General features: G+C 60.8%; 24 protein-coding genes and 1 pseudogene. 11 read left to right on the top strand and 14 right to left on the bottom strand.

Translation table 11 applies throughout. The features are described from left to right. The first annotated feature begins 52 nt into the window (after positions 1-52). Positions 53-739, top strand: a complete 687-nt coding sequence (locus tag AC0NIE_RS25540; RefSeq protein WP_473489764.1) for a TetR/AcrR family transcriptional regulator — start codon at positions 53-55, stop codon at positions 737-739. Positions 740-774: 35 nt separating this feature from the next. On the opposite strand, the gene AC0NIE_RS25535 is transcribed toward AC0NIE_RS25540, so the two are convergent. After that, positions 775-1,362: a hypothetical protein gene (locus tag AC0NIE_RS25535; protein ID WP_473489763.1), complete on the bottom strand. Its 588-nt coding sequence runs from the start codon at positions 1,360-1,362 to the stop codon at positions 775-777. A gap of 127 nt (positions 1,363-1,489) precedes the next feature. On the opposite strand from AC0NIE_RS25535, the gene AC0NIE_RS25530 reads away from it, so the two are divergent. Continuing rightward, on the top strand, positions 1,490-2,620 hold the full coding sequence (locus tag AC0NIE_RS25530; protein WP_473489762.1) for a metallophosphoesterase: 1,131 nt from the start codon (positions 1,490-1,492) through the stop codon (positions 2,618-2,620). 74 nt (positions 2,621-2,694) lie between these two features. Here the strand turns inward: AC0NIE_RS25530 and AC0NIE_RS25525 are convergent, their stop codons facing one another. Further along, entirely contained in the window at positions 2,695-2,874 is a 180-nt protein-coding gene (locus AC0NIE_RS25525; protein ID WP_473489761.1) for a CsbD family protein, read from the bottom strand. Positions 2,875-3,038: 164 nt separating this feature from the next. On the opposite strand from AC0NIE_RS25525, the gene AC0NIE_RS25520 reads away from it, so the two are divergent. Then, positions 3,039-3,692, top strand: coding sequence for a glutathione S-transferase family protein (locus AC0NIE_RS25520; RefSeq protein WP_473489760.1), 654 nt, complete (start codon positions 3,039-3,041; stop codon positions 3,690-3,692). Between the two features lie 144 nt (positions 3,693-3,836). Here the strand turns inward: AC0NIE_RS25520 and AC0NIE_RS25515 are convergent, their stop codons facing one another. Continuing rightward, complete coding sequence (locus tag AC0NIE_RS25515) at positions 3,837-4,160, bottom strand: hypothetical protein (RefSeq protein ID WP_473489759.1); 324 nt, start codon at positions 4,158-4,160, stop codon at positions 3,837-3,839. Positions 4,161-4,203: 43 nt separating this feature from the next. Between AC0NIE_RS25515 and AC0NIE_RS25510 the strand changes: the two genes are divergently transcribed. The 5 genes from AC0NIE_RS25510 (at position 4,204) to AC0NIE_RS25490 (ending at position 5,947) form a co-directional block, all read left to right on the top strand. After that, positions 4,204-4,413 (top strand): cold-shock protein, encoded by a 210-nt coding sequence (locus AC0NIE_RS25510; protein WP_010915421.1) that lies wholly within the window; start codon positions 4,204-4,206, stop codon positions 4,411-4,413. A 344-nt stretch (positions 4,414-4,757) separates the two neighbouring features. Then, positions 4,758-4,985 carry a hypothetical protein gene (locus AC0NIE_RS25505; RefSeq protein WP_473489758.1) on the top strand — a complete coding sequence of 76 codons (228 nt, stop codon included), beginning with the start codon at positions 4,758-4,760 and terminating at the stop codon, positions 4,983-4,985. After that, positions 4,985-5,392: a hypothetical protein gene (locus AC0NIE_RS25500; protein ID WP_473489757.1), complete on the top strand. Its 408-nt coding sequence runs from the start codon at positions 4,985-4,987 to the stop codon at positions 5,390-5,392. Before AC0NIE_RS25505 ends, AC0NIE_RS25500 begins: the two co-directional genes overlap by 1 nt. 1 nt (position 5,393) lies before the next feature. Then, entirely contained in the window at positions 5,394-5,555 is a 162-nt protein-coding gene (locus AC0NIE_RS25495; RefSeq protein WP_473489756.1) for a hypothetical protein, read from the top strand. A gap of 53 nt (positions 5,556-5,608) precedes the next feature. Beyond that, the gene (locus AC0NIE_RS25490; RefSeq protein ID WP_473489773.1) at positions 5,609-5,947 is read left to right on the top strand and encodes a YkgJ family cysteine cluster protein; all 339 of its coding nucleotides are present in this window, start codon (positions 5,609-5,611) and stop codon (positions 5,945-5,947) included. Between the two features lie 139 nt (positions 5,948-6,086). On the opposite strand, the gene AC0NIE_RS25485 is transcribed toward AC0NIE_RS25490, so the two are convergent. Together AC0NIE_RS25485 and AC0NIE_RS25480 are read right to left on the bottom strand one after the other, a co-directional pair. Then, complete coding sequence (locus AC0NIE_RS25485; RefSeq protein WP_473489772.1) at positions 6,087-7,391, bottom strand: metal-dependent hydrolase family protein; 1,305 nt, start codon at positions 7,389-7,391, stop codon at positions 6,087-6,089. Between the two features lie 475 nt (positions 7,392-7,866). Continuing rightward, a complete protein-coding gene (locus AC0NIE_RS25480; protein ID WP_473489755.1) occupies positions 7,867-8,712 on the bottom strand; it encodes a class I SAM-dependent methyltransferase in 846 nt (281 codons plus the stop codon). Positions 8,713-8,937: 225 nt separating this feature from the next. On the opposite strand from AC0NIE_RS25480, the gene AC0NIE_RS25475 reads away from it, so the two are divergent. Further along, positions 8,938-9,549 (top strand): LysE family translocator, encoded by a 612-nt coding sequence (locus AC0NIE_RS25475; protein ID WP_473489754.1) that lies wholly within the window; start codon positions 8,938-8,940, stop codon positions 9,547-9,549. A 334-nt stretch (positions 9,550-9,883) separates the two neighbouring features. Here AC0NIE_RS25475 and AC0NIE_RS25470 read toward each other — a convergent pair whose 3' ends face one another. Next, complete coding sequence (locus tag AC0NIE_RS25470) at positions 9,884-10,555, bottom strand: VOC family protein (RefSeq protein ID WP_473489753.1); 672 nt, start codon at positions 10,553-10,555, stop codon at positions 9,884-9,886. Positions 10,556-11,071: 516 nt separating this feature from the next. Between AC0NIE_RS25470 and AC0NIE_RS25465 the strand changes: the two are divergent. Next, positions 11,072-11,387 (top strand): annotated as a pseudogene (locus AC0NIE_RS25465) (LysE family translocator); the annotation flags it as partial. Positions 11,388-11,399: 12 nt separating this feature from the next. Here the strand turns inward: AC0NIE_RS25465 and AC0NIE_RS25460 are convergent. Together AC0NIE_RS25460 and AC0NIE_RS25455 are read right to left on the bottom strand one after the other, a co-directional pair. Beyond that, on the bottom strand, positions 11,400-11,786 hold the full coding sequence (locus AC0NIE_RS25460) for a nuclear transport factor 2 family protein (RefSeq protein WP_473489752.1): 387 nt from the start codon (positions 11,784-11,786) through the stop codon (positions 11,400-11,402). Beyond that, positions 11,783-12,253 (bottom strand): OsmC family protein, encoded by a 471-nt coding sequence (locus AC0NIE_RS25455; protein WP_473489751.1) that lies wholly within the window; start codon positions 12,251-12,253, stop codon positions 11,783-11,785. Before AC0NIE_RS25455 ends, AC0NIE_RS25460 begins: the two co-directional genes overlap by 4 nt. 110 nt (positions 12,254-12,363) lie before the next feature. Between AC0NIE_RS25455 and AC0NIE_RS25450 the strand changes: the two genes are divergently transcribed. Beyond that, the gene (locus AC0NIE_RS25450; protein WP_473489750.1) at positions 12,364-12,957 is read left to right on the top strand and encodes a TetR/AcrR family transcriptional regulator; all 594 of its coding nucleotides are present in this window, start codon (positions 12,364-12,366) and stop codon (positions 12,955-12,957) included. A gap of 67 nt (positions 12,958-13,024) precedes the next feature. Here AC0NIE_RS25450 and AC0NIE_RS25445 read toward each other — a convergent pair whose 3' ends face one another. The 6 genes from AC0NIE_RS25445 to AC0NIE_RS25420 form a co-directional block, all read right to left on the bottom strand. Next, on the bottom strand, positions 13,025-13,426 hold the full coding sequence (locus AC0NIE_RS25445) for a type II toxin-antitoxin system HicB family antitoxin (RefSeq protein ID WP_473489749.1): 402 nt from the start codon (positions 13,424-13,426) through the stop codon (positions 13,025-13,027). A 4-nt stretch (positions 13,427-13,430) separates the two neighbouring features. Continuing rightward, positions 13,431-13,631 carry a type II toxin-antitoxin system HicA family toxin gene (locus tag AC0NIE_RS25440; RefSeq protein ID WP_473489748.1) on the bottom strand — a complete coding sequence of 67 codons (201 nt, stop codon included), beginning with the start codon at positions 13,629-13,631 and terminating at the stop codon, positions 13,431-13,433. A 76-nt stretch (positions 13,632-13,707) separates the two neighbouring features. Then, entirely contained in the window at positions 13,708-13,908 is a 201-nt protein-coding gene (locus AC0NIE_RS25435) for a hypothetical protein (RefSeq protein WP_473489747.1), read from the bottom strand. A gap of 592 nt (positions 13,909-14,500) precedes the next feature. Then, positions 14,501-16,153: a chaperonin GroEL gene (gene groL / locus AC0NIE_RS25430; RefSeq protein ID WP_474044217.1), complete on the bottom strand. Its 1,653-nt coding sequence runs from the start codon at positions 16,151-16,153 to the stop codon at positions 14,501-14,503. Positions 16,154-16,215: 62 nt separating this feature from the next. After that, the gene (gene groES, locus AC0NIE_RS25425) at positions 16,216-16,512 is read right to left on the bottom strand and encodes a co-chaperone GroES (RefSeq protein WP_006203049.1); all 297 of its coding nucleotides are present in this window, start codon (positions 16,510-16,512) and stop codon (positions 16,216-16,218) included. A gap of 267 nt (positions 16,513-16,779) precedes the next feature. Then, positions 16,780-17,844, bottom strand: coding sequence for a hypothetical protein (locus AC0NIE_RS25420; protein WP_473489364.1), 1,065 nt, complete (start codon positions 17,842-17,844; stop codon positions 16,780-16,782). Positions 17,845-18,155 lie beyond the last annotated feature (311 nt).

Genomic DNA, 18,155 nt, shown 5'->3' with positions numbered 1-18,155 from the left:
GACCGGTTGTCCTGTTTTGTCAATCTGCTATCGTGTGAAAATGTCAGCAGAGATGACCGCTCGCCCAAAGCCGCGGCCCGGCAAACGCACCAACGACCCGGAAGGCCTGCGCAAACGCGTGCTCGATGTCGCCGAAGCCTCCTTTCAGGCGCGCGGCTACCACGCTTCCAGCCTCGGCGACCTGATGGCGGCGGCGGGTGTCACCGGCGGCGCGCTGCATCATCATTTCCCGACCAAGAAGGCGCTGGCGCTGGCGGTGATCGAGGAGCGGGTGGCGGCGGCCGTCGAAGCAACATGGATCGCCCCGGTGCAGGCGGCAGGCTCGGCGCGCGAGGGCGTGCGCAGCGTCTTCGAGGCCGTGGCGGCGGAACTGGAGCAACAGGGTCTCGTGCGCGGCTGCCCGCTCAACAATCTGGCGCATGAACTGTCGCTCGCCGATCCGGATTTTCGCGCTGCCCTTGCCGGCATCTTTTCGGCATGGCGCCAGGCGATCGCCGACAAGGTCAGTGCCGACCAGCAAGCAGGCAGGGAGCAGGACACCGATCCGCAGCGCTTCGCGGCGCTTGCGGTCGCGACCTATTCCGGCGCCATGTCGATGGCCAAGACAGCGCAGGATTCAGGCGTGCTGCGCGATTGCCTGAACGCGCTTGAGCAGGGAGCTTCCCCAGCCTCGTCATCCAAGGGCGAAGCAGTTGCGAAGCGACGTCGCAGGGTGCTGCGGCAGTACAAAGCCTTTTGATGCCGGAGCGCCAGTCGCCCTCTGCCCTGCGGGACTTAATTCGGCAGCGGTTTGATGACCTCGTAGCCGACCACGCTTTCGGCGTTGGTGCCCTCGTCATAGCGCCTGGCCAGAACCGCTTGCAGGTCGGGCGCGTAGAGCGCGGTGAATTCATCCTGCGTCTTGCCGGCCTCGTTCTTGATCGTCTGCCTGACGGCGAGCACGTTGTATTTGCAGCCACCCAGGCTGAACGTCTCCTTGCCCTTGACGTTGATCTCGAGCGTCTCGGTGCCCCTCGGCTGCTTGCTTGCTGCGAGGCGGACGAACACGGTCTTGCTTTTCGCCCCGGCCTTGAGCGGAAACAGCTTTCTGAGATCGGAAAACGGGATCAGGGCAAGCTGACCGGTGTCGCTGTCGCGAAACACCTCGATAAGACCGCCGAACAGAAACTGCGTCTGCGCCGATTGGGACTGGTATTCGTTGGCAACCGACACCATTCCAGCCGCCGCCGGTCGAAATTCGCTGTGGATGCCGGGCCTTTCGAGAATGAAGCCGGCCTTGGCGGCTTTGGCGTCGATGCACTCGGCACCATGAGCGGCGCTCGCCAGGATGGTGAGTGCCGTGCCGATGGATATAGTCTTCATAGCGTCCTCGTTTGCCCGCATAAGTTGAGTTCCGACACTGAAAGCAATGCCAGACCTGCGGCGTCGTGTCGACATACCGTTCGAGGGAACTGGACGAAGAGGCGCCGGCTGTGCTGAATTTCGCGCCATGAATCGCATCTCGGCAGGATCACTCTCCCGGCGCAGATTCCTGGCGCAGGCGGCGGGATTTGCTGCGGCCGGCGCGCTTGCGCGACCGGCGCTCGGACAGACCGGGCAGCGCATTCCGCCTGTCGAAGCCACCTTCCTGTTCGTCGCCGATGTCCATGCCTGCCGCATGGCCAGCGGGCTGAGCCCCAATTGTCAGCAGGAAGGCAAGACCGACGCCGCCTTGCTGCGCAGTGTCGCCGCGTTGAACGGCATTGGCGAGAAGGACTGGCCGGCCGAAATCAACGGCATCGCCACCGGCCTGCGCTCGGCCGGCAGCCGTATCGGCACGCCGCTCGGCCTCGTCGTCGGCGGCGACATGACCGACGACGGCGGCGGCCAGGTCACCCAGCCCAGCGAAGGCACGCAGCTGCTCCAGTTCAGCCAGCGCTACCAGCAGGGCGTCGGTCCCGATCGCGTGCATGTGCCGGTCTATGTCGGGCTCGGCAACCATGATCTCGACCAGAACGGTCCGCCGAACCACGTCGACTGGTATCGCCGCGAAATGCGCGATTATGTCGAGGTCAACCATCGTGCCGGCGTGTTCTTCAAGCCGCCGGTGCCGGTAACCGACTACGATGTCGACGCCGACTGCTACTCATGGGACTGGCGTGGCCTGCATCTCGTCCAGACGCACCGTTTTGCCGGCGACACCGGCCACGGCGCGGTCTCCGGCCTGCCATGGCTGAAGCAGGATTTGGCGGCCCACGCGGCGGACGGCCGCCCCGTCATCCTGTTCCAGCACTATGGCTGGGATGTTTTTTCGATCGAAAGATGGGATGCCGCCAAACAAACCTTCGACGATGACGGACCTGGTGCGCCGCATTGGTGGAGCGAGGCGGACCGGCAGGCGCTGCTGGCGGCGCTGAAGGGCTACAACGTCATCGGCATTTTCCATGGCCACCAGCACGAGACACCGATGATCTACCGCAGCGATGGGCTCGACCTGTTCAAGCCGAAGGCTGCCTTCATGGGCGGCTTCGCGCTGGCGCGAGTGACCAGCGACAGCATGGACATGGTGCTTGGCGAAGCCATCGGTGACCATGGCGAGATCGCCTTCACCAACGCTTTCTCCAAGACCCTGAACTTGTAACGGCAGCAACCGAAAGCAAACAAAAGGCGGCCTAAGCCGCTTTCCTCATCGCCGTTGAAACGGCAGCGCAGGGATCAGAGCACCTTCCTGAGCTTGTCCTTCATGTCGCCATAGGCCTTCTGCATTTTGCCGGCGATCTTATCGGCCGCGCCTTCAGCCTGGACGCGCCTGTTGCCGGTGGCCTTTCCGGCGGCCTTCTTCACCGAACCTTTGAGCTGCTTGGCTAGGCCCACAACCTGATCCCTGTTCACCATGGCCGCATCTCCTGCGTAGATTCACTCGCCCAAAAACGGGCATCAAAACAAACGGGGCGGGCGCGGCTTCGGTTCCAGGCTCGGCCGGTCGAGCGGAATAGCTTCCGGCGGCGAGGCGGACAGGATAGGGTGCGCCCGAACGCGCCAGCAAGGCTGGAGGGACAATGGCTGAACTCACGCTTTTTATCGGCAACAAATGCTTTTCGTCCTGGTCGCTGAGGCCATGGGTGGCGATGAAGCATCTGGAGATCCCATTCGAGGAAGGCTTCGTGCGCCTGCGCACGCCCGAGACATCAGCCAATCTGGCCAAAGTGTCGCCGACCGGCCAGGTACCGGTGTTGATTCACAATGACAGGATTGTCTGGGAAACCCTTGCCATTCTTGAATATCTTGCCGACCTTTTCCCGGAAAAGAAGCTGTGGCCGACCGATATCGGCGCTCGCTCGCTGGCCCGTTCGGCGGCGACCGAGATGCATTCCGGCTTTCGTGAGGTCCGCTATGGCTGGCCGATGAACCTGCGGAGGCCGAAGGGCCACAAGCCGCTCGACGCCGAAGGCGAGGCGCAGCGGGCGCGCATCGAGGCACTGTGGCGGGAATGCCGGGAAAAATACGGCAAGGGTGGACCGTTCCTGTTCGGCCACTTCACCGCGGCGGATGCTATGTATGCGCCGGTCGTTACCCGCTTCGACATCTATGGCGGCACGCTGGCGCCGGACACCCGCGCCTATGTCGACGCTATGCTCTCAACATCGGCAATGCGGCACTGGTATGCGGAGGCAGCGAGGGAGACATGGCCGGAGCCCGGCCCTGACGAATAGGGCCCGGTTAGAACGCCGCGTTCGGGGCTGGGCTTCCGCCACGAAATCCTGCCGATGATGATCGCTGTGATGTGAAGCCGGCGCTACGGGCGCCATAAAAGAACGCCCCTCGCACGTTTTATTGCACGGGAGGCGTCCTTTGTGTCAGCCTTTCCTGAGATTGCTCTCATGAACTGCTGACGATATCCAAAATGCACGGATGCCAAAATGGTTCCCGGCATGGTGCGATTTTTTTTTAACAGCTGGCGCTGACCCGGTTTCGGCGCCAGATCCGCCATCGGATTGCCTGCGCAACCAGGCTTGCGTCGACCAGTCCGCCGGCGGCAAAAGCAAAAAATTGACACCGCGCCAAAAGAAGTCTAAAAGCAATTCGTCGATATTTGTTTGACCGACTTTTGTTATCCGCGTGTCCAGGCGCGCCTTTGACGAACTTCCCCCATCAAAATCGAGACAAACGCTGTTGTGCATTCGCATGACGGCGAACGAATATTTGCCACGGAAAGGGTTCGTTATGAGCACAGGCACAGTTAAATGGTTCAACGCCACCAAGGGTTTCGGTTTTATTCAGCCTGACGATGGCTCGGCCGACGTTTTTGTCCACATCTCGGCCGTAGAGCGCGCCGGAATGCGCGACATCGTCGAGGGCCAGAAGCTCGGCTACGAGATGGTCCGCGACAATAAGTCGGGCAAAATGTCCGCCGATCAGTTGAAGGCGGCCTAAAACGGAATTCAGCCTCGCCGGTGACCACGGATGTACTGGCACTGGTGAATGGCGGATTCCAGCGCATGACCCGGGAGACATCGTTTCCAGAAAGGATCATGCGCAGATGAAAGTGTCAGCGCGTCCAAAAGCACGCGCGGCGCTCCAGCGGAAGGTCAGGCATCGCCTGGCCTTTTGCATTTGGGTCGCTTCAAAAGTTCGAAAAGAGCACCGCGCGTTCGTTTGAACGTGTTAAGGATGTTCCAGCAATTTGAATCCGACTGCCGTATTGCTTTGTGCGTGGTCCCGGTCGAAAGACCGGTCTCGCATTTTTCGGCATTACGCTCCGAACCGGGAGAAAGACCTTGACCGCCACTTCAAAGAAATCCCGCGACCACGCCGAATCCATCTTCAGCAAGACCCAGACCCAGTCCATGTCGCTCAACCGCATCATGTCCGAACAGGATGCTGTCAGCCAGGCCCGGGAAGCCAAGACCGCGCGGCTGCGCGAACTGCGCCTGGAAAAGGAAGCCGACGATATGGCTGCGGCCGCCGCGCTCGCCGCCGCGCCGAAGCGCGTGGGCAAACGCTGATGGCCACCAAGCGCGTCCCGCAAAAGACGATCGCCACCGATTCGACCATCGCCGATGTCGTAGGAGAGCTCGACAAGCCGGTCGAATATGTCCGGCGCGTGCTCGAAAAGCTCGAGCGCTGCAGGCGCGCCCATGGCGATGCCCAGGTCAGGCTCGGCGTGCGTGGCCGCTCCGAATGCCCGAACTATCTGATCGAGTATGTCCGCGAAAATGCCAAGACCCATGAGCGCGTCACCCATCAGGATGCCGCCTATAGCGGCAGCACGCATCGCGAGCTGGCGCCCCGGCACATCGAGGAGGCCAGGAACTGGTCGCCCGAGGAAATGAACATCACGGCAGTCTCGGCGCTGATCGGCCGCCTTCGCAACCCGAATGCGCCATCATCGCGTTTCCCCGACGAGGATTGATATGGCCATAAAATTTTCCGCCAAGGACCAGCCGGCGGCATCCACCGCAAAGCTAGCCAAGCCGGCTGCCGCGCCGAAAGTCGACGTTACAGCCGGGGCCGCGACCGATCTGTTCAAGTCGCCGGCGGAAGTGGCGTCGCGCAAGACCAGGAAGAAGAAATAGCGCCCTTGCCGCGAAACGCCGATCCGCATCCGGTAGCGTCAGAGCTGCTTGGCTTGGCGAGCGCCGGAGACTTTTCGTCTCTGGAGGAGGGCGCCGCCCCTCGCTTCGATTGCCAGAGCTGCGGCGCCTGCTGTTCCTATTCGGCCGAATGGCCGCGCTTCTCCACCGAAGATGATGCGCAGCTCGACCTGATCCCGCAGAAATATGTGGCGGCCGACGAAGCCGGCATGCGCTGCGACGGCGTGCGCTGCTCGGCGCTTGCCGGCGAGGTCGGCAAGTCGACCATTTGCGGCATTTACGAGGTCAGACCGGACGTCTGCCGTGCCTGCATGCCCGGCGGCGACGATTGCCTGATGGCGCGTCGCGGCCACGGGCTGCCGACGCGGCGATAACGGGCCTCAGATGGTGTCTCAGAATTTCCACCTCGGGTGGGAAGCGGCCATTCCTTGTCGCTCGGCTGTGGAATGCCAGCGCTCTGCGGCCAGCAGGCCATCGGCGGCGTCCAGTAGAGACAGGCGGCTCAGTCGTTCCTCACTGGGTCAGCGTGTTTTTGTAGATAAGGCCATCTTTCATGATGATTTTGAAGTTGTTGGCAGGATCGGCCACCACGTCGAGGTTCTCCAGCGGATTGCCTTCGACGAGCAGGAGGTCCGCGAGCGCGCCTTCTTCGATCACGCCGAGTTTCCCCGGATAGGGGTTGCGAAGGCCCGACAGCGCGAGCAGCTCGGCATTGGTCCCGGTCGCCATGACGAGCGCTTCGGCAGGCGTGTACCAACGCACAAGCGACGCCAGGATTGCCCCCTGCTGCTTCGCCAACGCGCGGGAGAACAGGACATCGGTGCCCCATGCCGTCTTGATCTTGTATTTCTTCGCGAGTTCGTAGGTCCTGCCGATGCCCGGCCACACCTCATCGGCCTTGGCTCGCTCGACCGAACCCTCTTGGAGGCCTGTCCTCATCAATTCGGGAAGCGGCTGCAAGCTCAGCCAAATGTCCTTTTCGGCGATCAGCTTGGCGGTTGCCTCGTCCATGAGGAAGCCGTGTTCGATGCACTTGACACCAGCCGCGATAGCCTTCCGGATCGCATCCGAGGTGAAGGCGTGCGCGGCGACGTAGGTGCCCCAATTCTCGGCAATTTCAACAGCAGCCCGCAGTTCGGGCTCGGTGAAGGTGGTGACGTCGAGCGGGCTGTGGGGCGACGACACTCCACCGCCCGCTGTCAACTTTAGCAGCGCGGCCCCCTGCATGAGCTGCTCGCGGGCACGCAAACGCACCTCGTCGGGGCTGTCCACAACTATGCTGCCGCCGTTCCTCTCCATTGGAGTGAACAAGCCGCCGATCGTCCGAGGCAAGTCGCTGAGCTGGCGGAAATCCCCATGCCCGCTGGTCACGGTGATCATGGCTCCGGACGGATAGATGCGCGGTCCCGCTATGATGCCTTGATCTATCGCGCGCTTGAGGCCGAACACCGGCCCGCCCACGTCGCGAACGGTGGTGAAGCCGCGCATCAGCGTATCCGTCGCCTCGTCGCCGGCCGCAAGATTGGCGAAGCCGACGTCGCCCATCGCCTCCACCGGTGTGGACGCAATCAGCATTGCGTGCCAATGCGCATCGATCAGCCCCGGCATCAGCGTTCGCCCGTTGCCGGCAATGCGCCGCGCGCCTTCGGCCGCGATGGGACTTGTCGAGATCCGCGCGATCACATTGCCCTCGACCAGCACATTCGATGGGGCCGAAAGTGCAGCGCCTTTTCCGTCGAAGATGCGGACGTTTTCGAAAAGCACTTCGTCAGCGGCCGCAGTTGCGCAAAGTCCGAGCACGAGGGCTGCCGCAAGCATTTCTCTGCCTGAGCGAAGGATCATGAAAGCCGTGCGGGCCGAGAAAACGGCTGCGGCGCAGGACACGGCATGCGCCACGACCTCGCCTTTTGTCAGCTCCTGCGATCCAAAGGATTTGTGACACATGACGATTATCCTGCTTCAGGAGGAGGTGGTCACGGCGCAAGGACAAGTTCTAGATTATACGGCATCGTCGTCAAGAAGCGTTCCAGACTGTTCTCTTTCGCAGTGAAGGGTCGTATCGAAGGTCAGGTCGATCGTGGTGATACCAGGGCAAGCAGTGCATGGTTTGCCTGAGGAAGCGATCAGACGAGGCAGCGCGCCCGGAATGGGTGGGAAGTCGCCGTTCGGTTCATCTGCCAGAACAAGCACGTTGCCAAGAGCGGAATATTCGCCTTGGTCTTTCCTGCGAGGCAGCCGCCCAGAACCCCGGAGAAGGATTGGTACGGGCTACCCTGTCGCTCCAGTCTTGTCACTAGGTCGGGGCACGCGACCAGGCGCCCACTTCCGAGCGGCTCACGATCACGCTACCCGCCTCGATTTCGAGCTGCATGCGCTGTCCCAAAGTTTCAATATCGACCTCAGCGGCCGTCGCAACTCCCCGGCTCTGTATTTCCGGCAGCATCGTGACAATGAGTTCAGCGGTCTGGTGTGACCAGTCGAAACCGGTCTTGGTTCCCCCAACAACCGCCTCCAAGTGCATTGAGGGCGCGGTCAATCCAGCCGCGCGGAATGCCGCATCGAGCTTGATACCCATATTGGTCTCGATACCGCTGCGCCGGAACGTCTCGACGATCCATCGACAGCAGTCGTCGTAGGTCGGCGCTGGCGGGCTGGATCGACAGCCGTCCCAATCCGGCTCATGGAAGACGATGGTCCCTCCAGGCCGGAGGTGACGAGCGACGCCACGCAGCATGGCCACAGGATCGGCTTGAAACATCAGAACATAGCGGCCGATCACGGCGTCGAACGGTCGGTCGAACGAGAGTGCCACGGGATCGCCTTCACGGAAGCTGACATTCTGGATCGGATGCGCCGCCGCGCGCCCCTCCGCCGCCGCAAGGGCCGCTGGAGCCCGATCTGCGCCGATGACCCGACCTTCGCTGCCAACCATCTCGGAAACCAGGAATGTAACGTCGCCCGCGCCACAGCCGACGTCGAGCACGCGCATCCCGGGTTTTATGCCCGCAGACAGCAAGATTCTTCGCGTGATCGGGTTAATGATGCCCGCCTGATGGCTGAGACGCCTGATCTCACGATCGGAATGGACGAGAATATACGGGACGTGAACGTCGACACGTGCGCCATCAGCGACTTCCATGGCTTGCCTCCCCTCATACGACTGTTCCCCAAAGGGGACATCGCGTAAGTCGACGACTATGCGCCGATGCGGCAGCCAGTCAACCAGACTGGCTGTTGACCTCAATGCGAATGTCGCTTCAGGGTCAATGCTTGAAATGAGACACTACCGCCCCCCGGGCCGGCTTGTGCCCGCGCGGTTCGCTGGCTACGCTGCCGGCGCAGGGACAACGCCGGGAGACCATCCGTGAGCATCGAATTCTTGTTGACGTCGCTGATTGTCGTGGCTTCGCCCGGCACCGGCGTTCTCTATACGCTGAGCGCCGGGCTTTCCCGTGGCGCGCGGGCCAGCATCATCGCTGCTTTCGGCTGCACACTCGGCATCATTCCGCATATGGCGGCCGCCATCACCGGTCTGGCGGCGCTGCTGCACACCAGCGCACTCGCCTTCGAGACGCTGAAATATCTGGGCGTCGCCTACCTGCTCTACATGGCGTGGAACACGCTGAAGGAGCGCGGCGGCTTGAACGTCGGGCAGGATGTCGCGCCGCGCTCGGCCGGCAAGGTGATCACCTCGGGCATCCTCATCAACATCCTCAACCCGAAGCTGTCGATTTTCTTCTTCGCCTTCCTGCCGCAGTTCGTCAGCACCACCGAACCGCATGCGCTGTCGAAGATGCTGGAGCTCAGCACCGTCTTCATGTTTTTGACCTTCGTCGTCTTTGTCGCCTACGGCATCTTCGCCGCCTCGATCCGCAGCCATGTCGTGTCGCGGCCGATGGTGATGACCTGGATGCGCCGCACCTTCGCCGGCGCCTTCGTCATGCTTGGCGCCAAGCTGGCGCTGACCGAGAGGTAGAGCCGCCAGCGCTACCCCTTCTTCACATAGCCCATCGCCTCGACGATCTGCCCGTCCGCTACGCGCATCAGATTGACGCCCCGGATAGAGTTGCCGTCGGTCATGAAATAGCGCCAGATGGAGGCCGCTCTGCGCCCGAAAATAGAGTACGGTCGCGTGCAAGCGCGGCTGCCCGAGAAACATCAAAACATTATCATTAACGCCTCAAAGCGTGGTCGGTGCCGGGATGCGCACGCCCTGCACTTCGATCGAGCCGCCGAGGGCGCTGGATCCTCGATCAGAGGGTTACTATTGCGTCGATGCTGCCGTTTCAAATGACGTCGTGATCCAATCCTTATAGCGGCAGCGGCTTGCCAGCCTGCTCGGCCATCATGTACTCGGCATACCAGTCCGGCCAGTTCTCATCACGCTGGCCGCCTGTCCGCTTCTCGTGCTCGCCATGGGCCGCAGACGCACGCCGGAGCGCGGCCGCGAGCTCGGCCGACGAGACAAATGTGGTGTCGTCAGCGTCGACGCGGCCGGGCGCTCGCGCAGTGACCTCCTGCAACAGCCAGACATTTCCGGACGGATCGCTGAAGGAGGCCCACGAGGAGTAGCTGCGCCGCTCAGGGTCCGGACCGCTGACACGGCCTTCACGGCCGGCATAGTGGTACACCTCGCTCACGTCGACACCGCGATCGGCGAGTTCGGCGCGCGCTGCCTCGATGTCTGACACGACGAGCTCGCCAACGCTTTCGAGGACATCGAGCTCGACCCGGGCATAGGGCCCTGGGGTGACCCCTGAGCCGAAGACTATCGAACACGGGGAGCCCGGAGGCGTAAACTGGATGACACGAAATTCGTCGCCTGTGATGTCGGCGTCGAGCCTCCAACCCAAGCCGCCGTAAAATCGCTTGGCTCGATCGACGTCCGAAACGGGGATGACGACGACTTCGAGCTTGATGTCGACCCTTCGCGCTGACGGGGTTGCGATTGCGGCTTCGCCGCGCTCCTGAATATCATTCATGACGATCTCCTTGGGTTTGGATGCGTTGCGTTATCTTTAACGCCGCGCGCTGGCCGGTGCCCGCGTGGCTGTTCATGCATGCAAGCGGGATCTGAGGCACGGGGCCGCACCTATGTCGCCGAATCTCGTGATGCTCTTCTGGATGTGCACATATCCGGTAACGCGAACTCGCGCCCGCTAATCCGAGATGGACTTCGCGGCGGGCGAACGCGTCCTACGTTTTGGAAGACTGGTCGCTAATCGGCAAAAAATATTGCGACCAGATATGCTAGCATTCTTATCGTATTGCAGCAAATCAACTCCCAAAAATCAAAGTCCAATCGAGGGCGAGCGAACTTCCGCTGCGGGTCATGGACACACCCTGCTGCAGAACCCGGCAAAGACCACACCGGGTAAGCCGAAGTTCAAATTAAGGCCTTTCCAAAACACCGCCGCTGAACAGGACAACGGAGCCTTGACGTCCGGGGTCCGATTATAGAAGCGGATCGTCGCCCGCTCGCCGGCTGCACGCTGGGCGCGCCGCGCTCGGCCGGCAAGGTGATCACCTCCGGCATCCTGATCAACATCCTCAACCCGAAACTGTCGATCTTCTTCTTCGCCTTCCTGCCGCAATTCGTCAGCACCACCGAGCCACACGCGCTGTCCAAGATGCTGGAGCTCTCGAGCGTCTTCATGCTTTTGACCTTCGTCGTCTTTTGTCGGCTACGGCATTTTCGCCGCCTCGATCCGCAGCCACGTGGTGTCGCGGCCGATGGTGATGACCTGGATGCGCCGCACCTTCGCCGGCGCCTTCGTCGCGCTAGGCGCAAAACTGGCGCTGACTGAGCGGTAGGGCCTGTCGGCGCTAGCCCTTGACGTATCCCATCGCCTCGACGATCAGCCCGTCCGCTACGCGCATCAGATTGACGCCACGGATGGAGTTGCCGTCGGCATGCCAGTAACGCCAGCGGATTGTCGCCCGTTCACCGGCCACGAACGTCTCTTCAATATCGAAGCGCGTGCCTGGTTCGCTGGCGATCGCCGACCACAGCCGCACGCAGGCCTCCCGGCCGGCATGGCGGGCGCCATCCGGCGCCGGCACGGTGTTTTCGATAACGCAGTCCTCGGCCACCAGGCCCGGGAGTGCCGACGGATCATGATTTTGGAACACGTCGTTGAAGCGCCGCATGATCTCGGCCGTCTGGCTGGATTGGTCGTCTGGCTGGACGACCATGATGCTAGCCTGTTTCATCTCGATATTTCCTGATTTCGTTTTTCCGCAGCGGCGTCCGTGACGAGGTCGGCCTTGAGCCTGATATCAGCGACGCCTGCCAAAGCCCGGGAAACGAGGCATGTTGCTTTCGCCGATTGGGCAAGGCGCTGGAATTCCTCGGGCGCCAGGCCCGGGATTTCGGCTTCCGTTTCAAGGTCGATGCGGGTGAGCGTCGGTCCGGCCGTGCTCGTTCCGAGATGCACCTTGGCGACGGTGTGGATCCGTACGGGGACATGACCGCCGCTGCCCAGTATGGCGCTCAGCGCCATCGAAAAGCAGCCGGCATGCGCCGCCGCAATCAGTTCCTCGGGATTCGTGCCGGGACCGTTCTCGAAGCGCGACGGGAAGGAATAGGCACCTTCGAAGACGCCGCTGCCGAGCCGCAGCCGTCCAGAACCTTCTTTTAACGACCCCTGCCATTGGGCCTCTGCTTCACGGATGGTCATTTGTCGTTCTCCTCTTCGATGTCGAATATATAGACTGATCTACATATTATGTAAACCGATTGTCATATTCGAGGCAGGGCCTATAATGTTTACTCCTGACAGAGGTTGACATGGCGAACGATACCCGCACCCGCATGATCGAGGCGACGGCGCTGCTGCTCAGGCAGCGCGGCTATCACGGCACCTCGCTCAACGACATCTTGAGCGCCTCCGGTGCACCAAGAGGATCGCTCTACTTTCATTTTCCGGGCGGCAAGGACCAGCTGGTCATCGAGGTGACGCGCGACAGCGTCGAAAAGGTCACGCAAACGCTGGGTGAGGCACTTGCCGCCGAGCAGGACCCGGCGGTAGCTGTCCACCACATTTACCAGTCGGTCGCGCGCATGCTGGAGGACAACCAGTTCACGCTTGGCTGTCCGATCGCACCCGTGGTGCTGGACTCGCCGGCCGACGTGCCGGAGCTGGCCGAACTGTGCCGCTCAGCCTTCGAGCAATGGATAGGCTTGCTGCAGGCGGCCTTCGTCAGGGCAGGGGTGCCCGAGCGCCGCGCCCGCGCCCTGGCGCTGCTTGTCGAATCATCACTGGAAGGGCTGATGGTGATCGCGCGCGCCACCCGCGACCGTGCCCAGGTGCTGGCGGTGGCCGACGAAGTCGCCGCCCTGATAGAAGGTGCATTGCCCGCCAAAGAGGTCGCTGCAATGTAACGGCACGCTGATACTGCTTGTTTGAGCTTGACGGGCTCGGCCCTAGCCAGCGCCCTCGTCTGCACGACTAGTCAACAATCTCTTTGCGTGCGGCCGAAGCAAGGAAGGCAGAGCGGGTTTGTCCCCGTTCACGCGCCGTGGCATCGATGGCTTCAAGCAGGCCGAGATCGAAGGATACATTGATACGCGTGGTGGAGCCACGGTCACGGATCAGCGGAACGATCGTCGTCATAGCGCCTTCGCGATCCTCCGCAAGTTCTGGATCATTTGCAATCGCATCGAAATCGCGAGGGGAAGGCACCGGATCGCCGTCGGCCTCCAGCATTCGCACATGACCGGAAAGCGCCTCGACAGCGTTGCGCACGGCCTCGTCTATCGTGTCGCCAGCCGAAATGCAGCCGGGCATATCGGGAAAGTCGACGCCATAGACGCTATCAGGATCTTTGCGAATAAAAGCGATGTAGCGCATTCTCTTATCTTGGTTTGTTGAGCAGCCCCGCGTGCTTCATCAGCGCCCGAACCGTGCCAATCGGTATATCTTTACGAGGGTGGGGGATTGTCACTTTTCCAAGTTTCGTTGGATGCTTGAAATGATGATGCGAGCCGGTGATGCCGATCTCAAACCACCCATCCTCCTCAAGCAGTTTGATTAGCTTCCGGCTGTCGCGTTCCATAGGAGCGCTCCGTGTAATATAATACACATTTTGGAGGGATTCAACGCCACTTTTTGCATAGTGGATCAGTTTGAAATTAGCCGGAGCTAAATTCCAGCGTCAGCTTTACACGCTCTATCTCATATCCAGTAAGGTTTGCGATGTTGGCTCTGAGGTGCTCTATCATTTCGGCCATGGTTTTGGGCTCCAGCGCTTTTTCTTCGCTTACATCCTCCGCAGCCTTTACTGGGTCGCCATCGTGCAACCAGTCTTCAGTCACCTCCAATATATTTGCCAAGGCCGCCAGGGTCTCAGCTCTCGGTAGTGTGTTGCCCTGGAGCAGTTCCAGATAGCAGTTGGCGTATAGCCAACCAGTCTAGCGAGTTCAGATTGGCTTACCCGCTTTGCAGACATTCGGAGTTGAAGCCGCTGCGCGAACGTTGCAGTTGGTTGGGGGGAGCGTCTGATTATCGGCATGTGGTTTCTCCAAAGATTTGGAAGAGCAGCCTTGTCATACTGTTTACAATTAAAATCCTGTTAATCTTCATCTTTTTGTAGGGCGCGCTTAGCGGACAGCTGCTCAGCTTCCTTCGCTTCGGTCGGCGCAACGATATCTGAGATCGCTCGTCGGCGAGCCGGGCGGCCATGGCCGAGGTGGCGCGAAGCGCCGAATGAATGCGGACGAAGTTGTAGTCCTTAGTGCGGCGCGACCGCATTGGCGTGAGCCTCGACTTTCCTGGAAAGCCATTGGTCAATATTCAAAAGGGCGACCTCTCGGCCGCCCTTTCCATATCAGAAGGCTGATGAGCTGGATTAGAAATCCATGCCGCCACTCAAGCCCGCAAGCGGGCTTGAGCATTATCAGTTCATGGGCGTGCTGATGGATTTCGTTAGAAATCCATGCCGCCCATGCCGCCCATGCCGCCGCCCATGCCGCCAGGCATGCCGCCGCCAGCCGACTCCTTCTTCGGAGCCTCCGCGATCATGGCTTCGGTGGTGACCAGCAGGCCGGCGACCGAGGCCGCGTCCTGGAGAGCCGTGCGCACGACCTTGACCGGATCGACGATACCCATGGCGATCATGTCGCCATATTCGCCGGTCTGGGCGTTGAAGCCGAAGGTCGGGCCCTTGTTCTCGAGGATCTTGCCGGCAACGATCGATGCTTCCGCACCGGCGTTGGCCGCGATCTGGCGGGCCGGAGCCTGCAGCGCGCGACGCACGATGCTGATGCCTGCGGTCTGGTCGGAGTTGGCGCCGACAGCCTTGATGCTCAGCGAAGCGCGCAGGAGTGCGACGCCGCCGCCGGGAACGATGCCTTCTTCGACGGCCGCACGGGTCGCGTTGAGGGCGTCATCGACGCGGTCCTTCTTTTCCTTGACTTCGATCTCGGTCGCACCGCCGACGCGGATGACGGCAACGCCGCCTGCCAGCTTGGCGAGACGTTCCTGCAGCTTCTCCTTGTCGTAGTCCGAGGTGGTCTCCTCGATCTGCTGCTTGATCTGGGCGACGCGGCCCTGGATCTCGGCCTTCTTGCCGGCGCCATCGACGATGGTGGTGTTCTCCTTGGAGATCGACACCTTCTTGGCGCGGCCGAGCATGTTGAGGCCGACATTCTCGAGCTTGATGCCGAGGTCTTCGGAAATGACCTGGCCACCGGTGAGGATGGCGATGTCTTCCAGCATGGCCTTGCGGCGATCACCGAAGCCCGGCGCCTTGACGGCGGCGATCTTCAGGCCGCCACGCAGCTTGTTGACGACCAGCGTGGCCAGAGCCTCGCCTTCGACGTCTTCCGAAATGATGACCAGCGGCTTCGAGGTCTGGACGACAGCCTCGAGGATCGGCAGCATGGCCTGCAGGTTGGAAAGCTTCTTCTCATGGAGAAGGATGTAGGCGTCTTCCAGATCCGCAACCATCTTGTCGGCGTTGGTGACGAAGTAGGGCGAGAGATAGCCGCGGTCGAACTGCATGCCTTCGACGACTTCGAGTTCGGTCTCGGCGGTCTTGGCTTCCTCGACCGTGATGACGCCCTCATTGCCGACCTTCTGCATCGCTTCGGCGATCATCGAGCCGACCGAAGCATCGCCATTGCCGGCGATGGTGCCGACCTGGGCAACCTCTTCCGAGGTCTTGATCTTCTTGGCGTTCTTGATCAGCGTCGCGACGACGTCGCTCACCGCGAGGTCGATGCCACGCTTCAGGTCCATCGGGTTCATGCCGGCGGCAACCGACTTGTGGCCTTCCTGGACGATCGACTGCGCCAGAACGGTCGCGGTCGTGGTGCCGTCGCCGGCGATGTCGTTGGTCTTCGAAGCAACTTCGCGGACCATCTGCGCGCCCATGTTCTCGAACTTGTCTTCAAGCTCGATTTCCTTGGCGACGGTGACGCCGTCCTTGGTGATGCGCGGTGCGCCGAACGACTTGTCGATGACGACGTTGCGGCCCTTGGGGCCGAGCGTGACCTTCACCGCGTCGGCGAGGATGTTGACGCCGCGCAGCATGCGCTCACGGGCATCGCGAGAAAATTTTACGTCTTTGGCAGCCATTTTTAGCTCCTGGCAGGGGCTTGAATTGAGCCCGAAGATTTAAGTGACGGTGAGGCCGATATTCAGCCGATGATGCCCATGATGTCGGATTCCTTCATGATCAGAAGGTCTTCGCCATTGAGCTTGACTTCGGTGCCCGACCACTTGCCGAACAGGATGCGGTCGCCGGCCTTGACGTCCAGCGGGACGAGCTTGCCGGCTTCGTCGCGGGCGCCGGAACCGACGGCGATGATCTCGCCTTCCTGCGGCTTTTCCTTCGCCGTATCCGGGATGATGATCCCGCCGGCAGTCTTGGATTCGGATTCAACCCGGCGTACGACCACGCGGTCATGAAGCGGGCGGAACTTCGACTTTGCCATTTTTTATTCCTCGATGAGAATGGTGAGAACAGTTCCTCCGTCCGGCGGCGCCGGACAACCTATAAGCCCGGCGACGCCGGACCTACGCTTAGCACTCACCAGTGGCGAGTGCTAACGTGGCGGTGAGATAAGCCGATGGCTGGCGAGAGTCAAGGCGAGAGAGAGGGTACCGCCGCGCGAAATTATTTCCATCCCGCAACGCGATTGTGGAAAATCTCAGTTGCTATCAGAGATCTGGTCGAAATCTTACTAACAGTTGGAACGGAATCAGTGTCCGAGGCGCAAGCCGATCTCCCGAGTTTCAAAATCAAGCAGCAGGCTGTTCTTCTCGAAATATCGGATGCCGACAATGTTGTGCTCGAGCCCAGGAACGATCTCTACCTCAGGATTGTATGTGGTCGTGAAGTTCCAATCCTCCTGGCCGTCAGTTTTTACCAAGACCTTCGTGCCGGTCTTCAATGACGTGCGAGGCTTCGAGGCATCGGTTACGACCATAATCGTTGAGTTGCTTGTGTCGTAGAGCGTTGGCCGGCAAATCGGTTCAGATCCCCATGAGAGACAGGAGTCGAGAGTGGGAAAATTGTATCGCCAACTGGCCTGTTTCCACTTTTGCACCCTGAAGTCCTTTTTAACCCCTTCCGGCACGCCGATATGGAGCGCCTCCACCTGCGGACAGTTGCCGTTCTCGTTAGTGCAGACTTTCCACTTGGCGCCGATCGGAGAGAGGTAATAGCCCCTGTGGAGGCCGGGCCTGACGCTCACAAACGCCATCGGGGACTTGATCATCCGGTCTGGTCCGCCTCCGCCAACGGGAGAGATGCCGAAAATGCCCTTGGGCCAAAGCGGGCCACCAACGATTTCTCCAGTACTGCGCCTGACTTTTTTGTAACGGATGAGGAATGGGATTGAGGTCTCGGTGGAGACCGGAGAGTCCGGCGAACCAAAAGTCACGCGAGCGTAGGCAACGTTGCCGTACTCATCGTAGGTTCCATAGTTCATAACTGCTTCTTTGGTGGTCACCATTATCCCGTCTATCTGCTGATCCTGCGTAATCTTTATTCCCGTGTCTGAACAGGTCTCGGCGGGCAGCACCGATTCGCAATCGATCGTCATTCCGCTCGATCCGGTATCGAGCAGCAACGGTTGGTTGACTGTGCGATTGCCCAAAGAAAGAATTTTCACATAGAGCATGCGAATGTTCTTTGGCTTTCCCGGGTACTCCAATTTGATTAAGGGCACCTTAGTTGGAAGCCCTTCGGCGCCGACTGAGGCAGGTAAAAAGCACGACTGGACTGCAAATATTAGCAGTAATGTCACCAAAAAATTCTTCATTACCACGCCCGTGTTACTGGCCAGCGCAGTTCCAACAATCCGGAATGCGCGGACACGATGATCTTTGCGATTGGATCGCCTCACCCGATGAAGCTAAATTCAAGATCTCCGGGTCGTGCGAACGTGTCTATGCTCTTCTCCTCAGCGCCCCCTGCGAACCAAGCACCAAAGTGAGCATCCGCGCCAGCGGATAGGAGCCGCTCGCCCGACGCGCACTTCGTCGAAACTGAGCATGCCAAGTGTCGCGAAGCAATAAGTCGTTCGAAGGCTCATCCGCCGAATTGGACAATGCCCTGCTTCGAACAGATACT

It is taken from the genome of Mesorhizobium sp. WSM4842, from assembly GCF_055901575.1.
This window is presented reverse-complemented; position numbering and strand designations above follow the sequence as displayed.

What these genes read in the sequence shown, in the direction of transcription:
- AC0NIE_RS25540 (WP_473489764.1), top strand. Translation starts at nt 53, where the DNA reads ATGACCGCTCGCCCAAAGCCGCGGCCCGGCAAACGCACCAACGACCCG.
- AC0NIE_RS25535 (WP_473489763.1), bottom strand. Translation starts at nt 1,362, where the DNA reads ATGAAGACTATATCCATCGGCACGGCACTCACCATCCTGGCGAGCGCC.
- AC0NIE_RS25530 (WP_473489762.1), top strand. Translation starts at nt 1,490, where the DNA reads ATGAATCGCATCTCGGCAGGATCACTCTCCCGGCGCAGATTCCTGGCG.
- AC0NIE_RS25525 (WP_473489761.1), bottom strand. Translation starts at nt 2,874, where the DNA reads ATGGTGAACAGGGATCAGGTTGTGGGCCTAGCCAAGCAGCTCAAAGGT.
- AC0NIE_RS25520 (WP_473489760.1), top strand. Translation starts at nt 3,039, where the DNA reads ATGGCTGAACTCACGCTTTTTATCGGCAACAAATGCTTTTCGTCCTGG.
- AC0NIE_RS25515 (WP_473489759.1), bottom strand. Translation starts at nt 4,160, where the DNA reads ATGCACAACAGCGTTTGTCTCGATTTTGATGGGGGAAGTTCGTCAAAG.
- AC0NIE_RS25510 (WP_010915421.1), top strand. Translation starts at nt 4,204, where the DNA reads ATGAGCACAGGCACAGTTAAATGGTTCAACGCCACCAAGGGTTTCGGT.
- AC0NIE_RS25500 (WP_473489757.1), top strand. Translation starts at nt 4,985, where the DNA reads ATGGCCACCAAGCGCGTCCCGCAAAAGACGATCGCCACCGATTCGACC.
- AC0NIE_RS25495 (WP_473489756.1), top strand. Translation starts at nt 5,394, where the DNA reads ATGGCCATAAAATTTTCCGCCAAGGACCAGCCGGCGGCATCCACCGCA.
- AC0NIE_RS25485 (WP_473489772.1), bottom strand. Translation starts at nt 7,391, where the DNA reads ATGCTTGCGGCAGCCCTCGTGCTCGGACTTTGCGCAACTGCGGCCGCT.
- AC0NIE_RS25480 (WP_473489755.1), bottom strand. Translation starts at nt 8,712, where the DNA reads ATGGAAGTCGCTGATGGCGCACGTGTCGACGTTCACGTCCCGTATATT.
- AC0NIE_RS25470 (WP_473489753.1), bottom strand. Translation starts at nt 10,555, where the DNA reads ATGAATGATATTCAGGAGCGCGGCGAAGCCGCAATCGCAACCCCGTCA.
- AC0NIE_RS25460 (WP_473489752.1), bottom strand. Translation starts at nt 11,786, where the DNA reads ATGAAACAGGCTAGCATCATGGTCGTCCAGCCAGACGACCAATCCAGC.
- AC0NIE_RS25455 (WP_473489751.1), bottom strand. Translation starts at nt 12,253, where the DNA reads ATGACCATCCGTGAAGCAGAGGCCCAATGGCAGGGGTCGTTAAAAGAA.
- AC0NIE_RS25450 (WP_473489750.1), top strand. Translation starts at nt 12,364, where the DNA reads ATGGCGAACGATACCCGCACCCGCATGATCGAGGCGACGGCGCTGCTG.
- AC0NIE_RS25445 (WP_473489749.1), bottom strand. Translation starts at nt 13,426, where the DNA reads ATGCGCTACATCGCTTTTATTCGCAAAGATCCTGATAGCGTCTATGGC.
- AC0NIE_RS25440 (WP_473489748.1), bottom strand. Translation starts at nt 13,631, where the DNA reads ATGGAACGCGACAGCCGGAAGCTAATCAAACTGCTTGAGGAGGATGGG.
- groL (WP_474044217.1), bottom strand. Translation starts at nt 16,153, where the DNA reads ATGGCTGCCAAAGACGTAAAATTTTCTCGCGATGCCCGTGAGCGCATG.
- groES (WP_006203049.1), bottom strand. Translation starts at nt 16,512, where the DNA reads ATGGCAAAGTCGAAGTTCCGCCCGCTTCATGACCGCGTGGTCGTACGC.
- AC0NIE_RS25420 (WP_473489364.1), bottom strand. Translation starts at nt 17,844, where the DNA reads ATGAAGAATTTTTTGGTGACATTACTGCTAATATTTGCAGTCCAGTCG.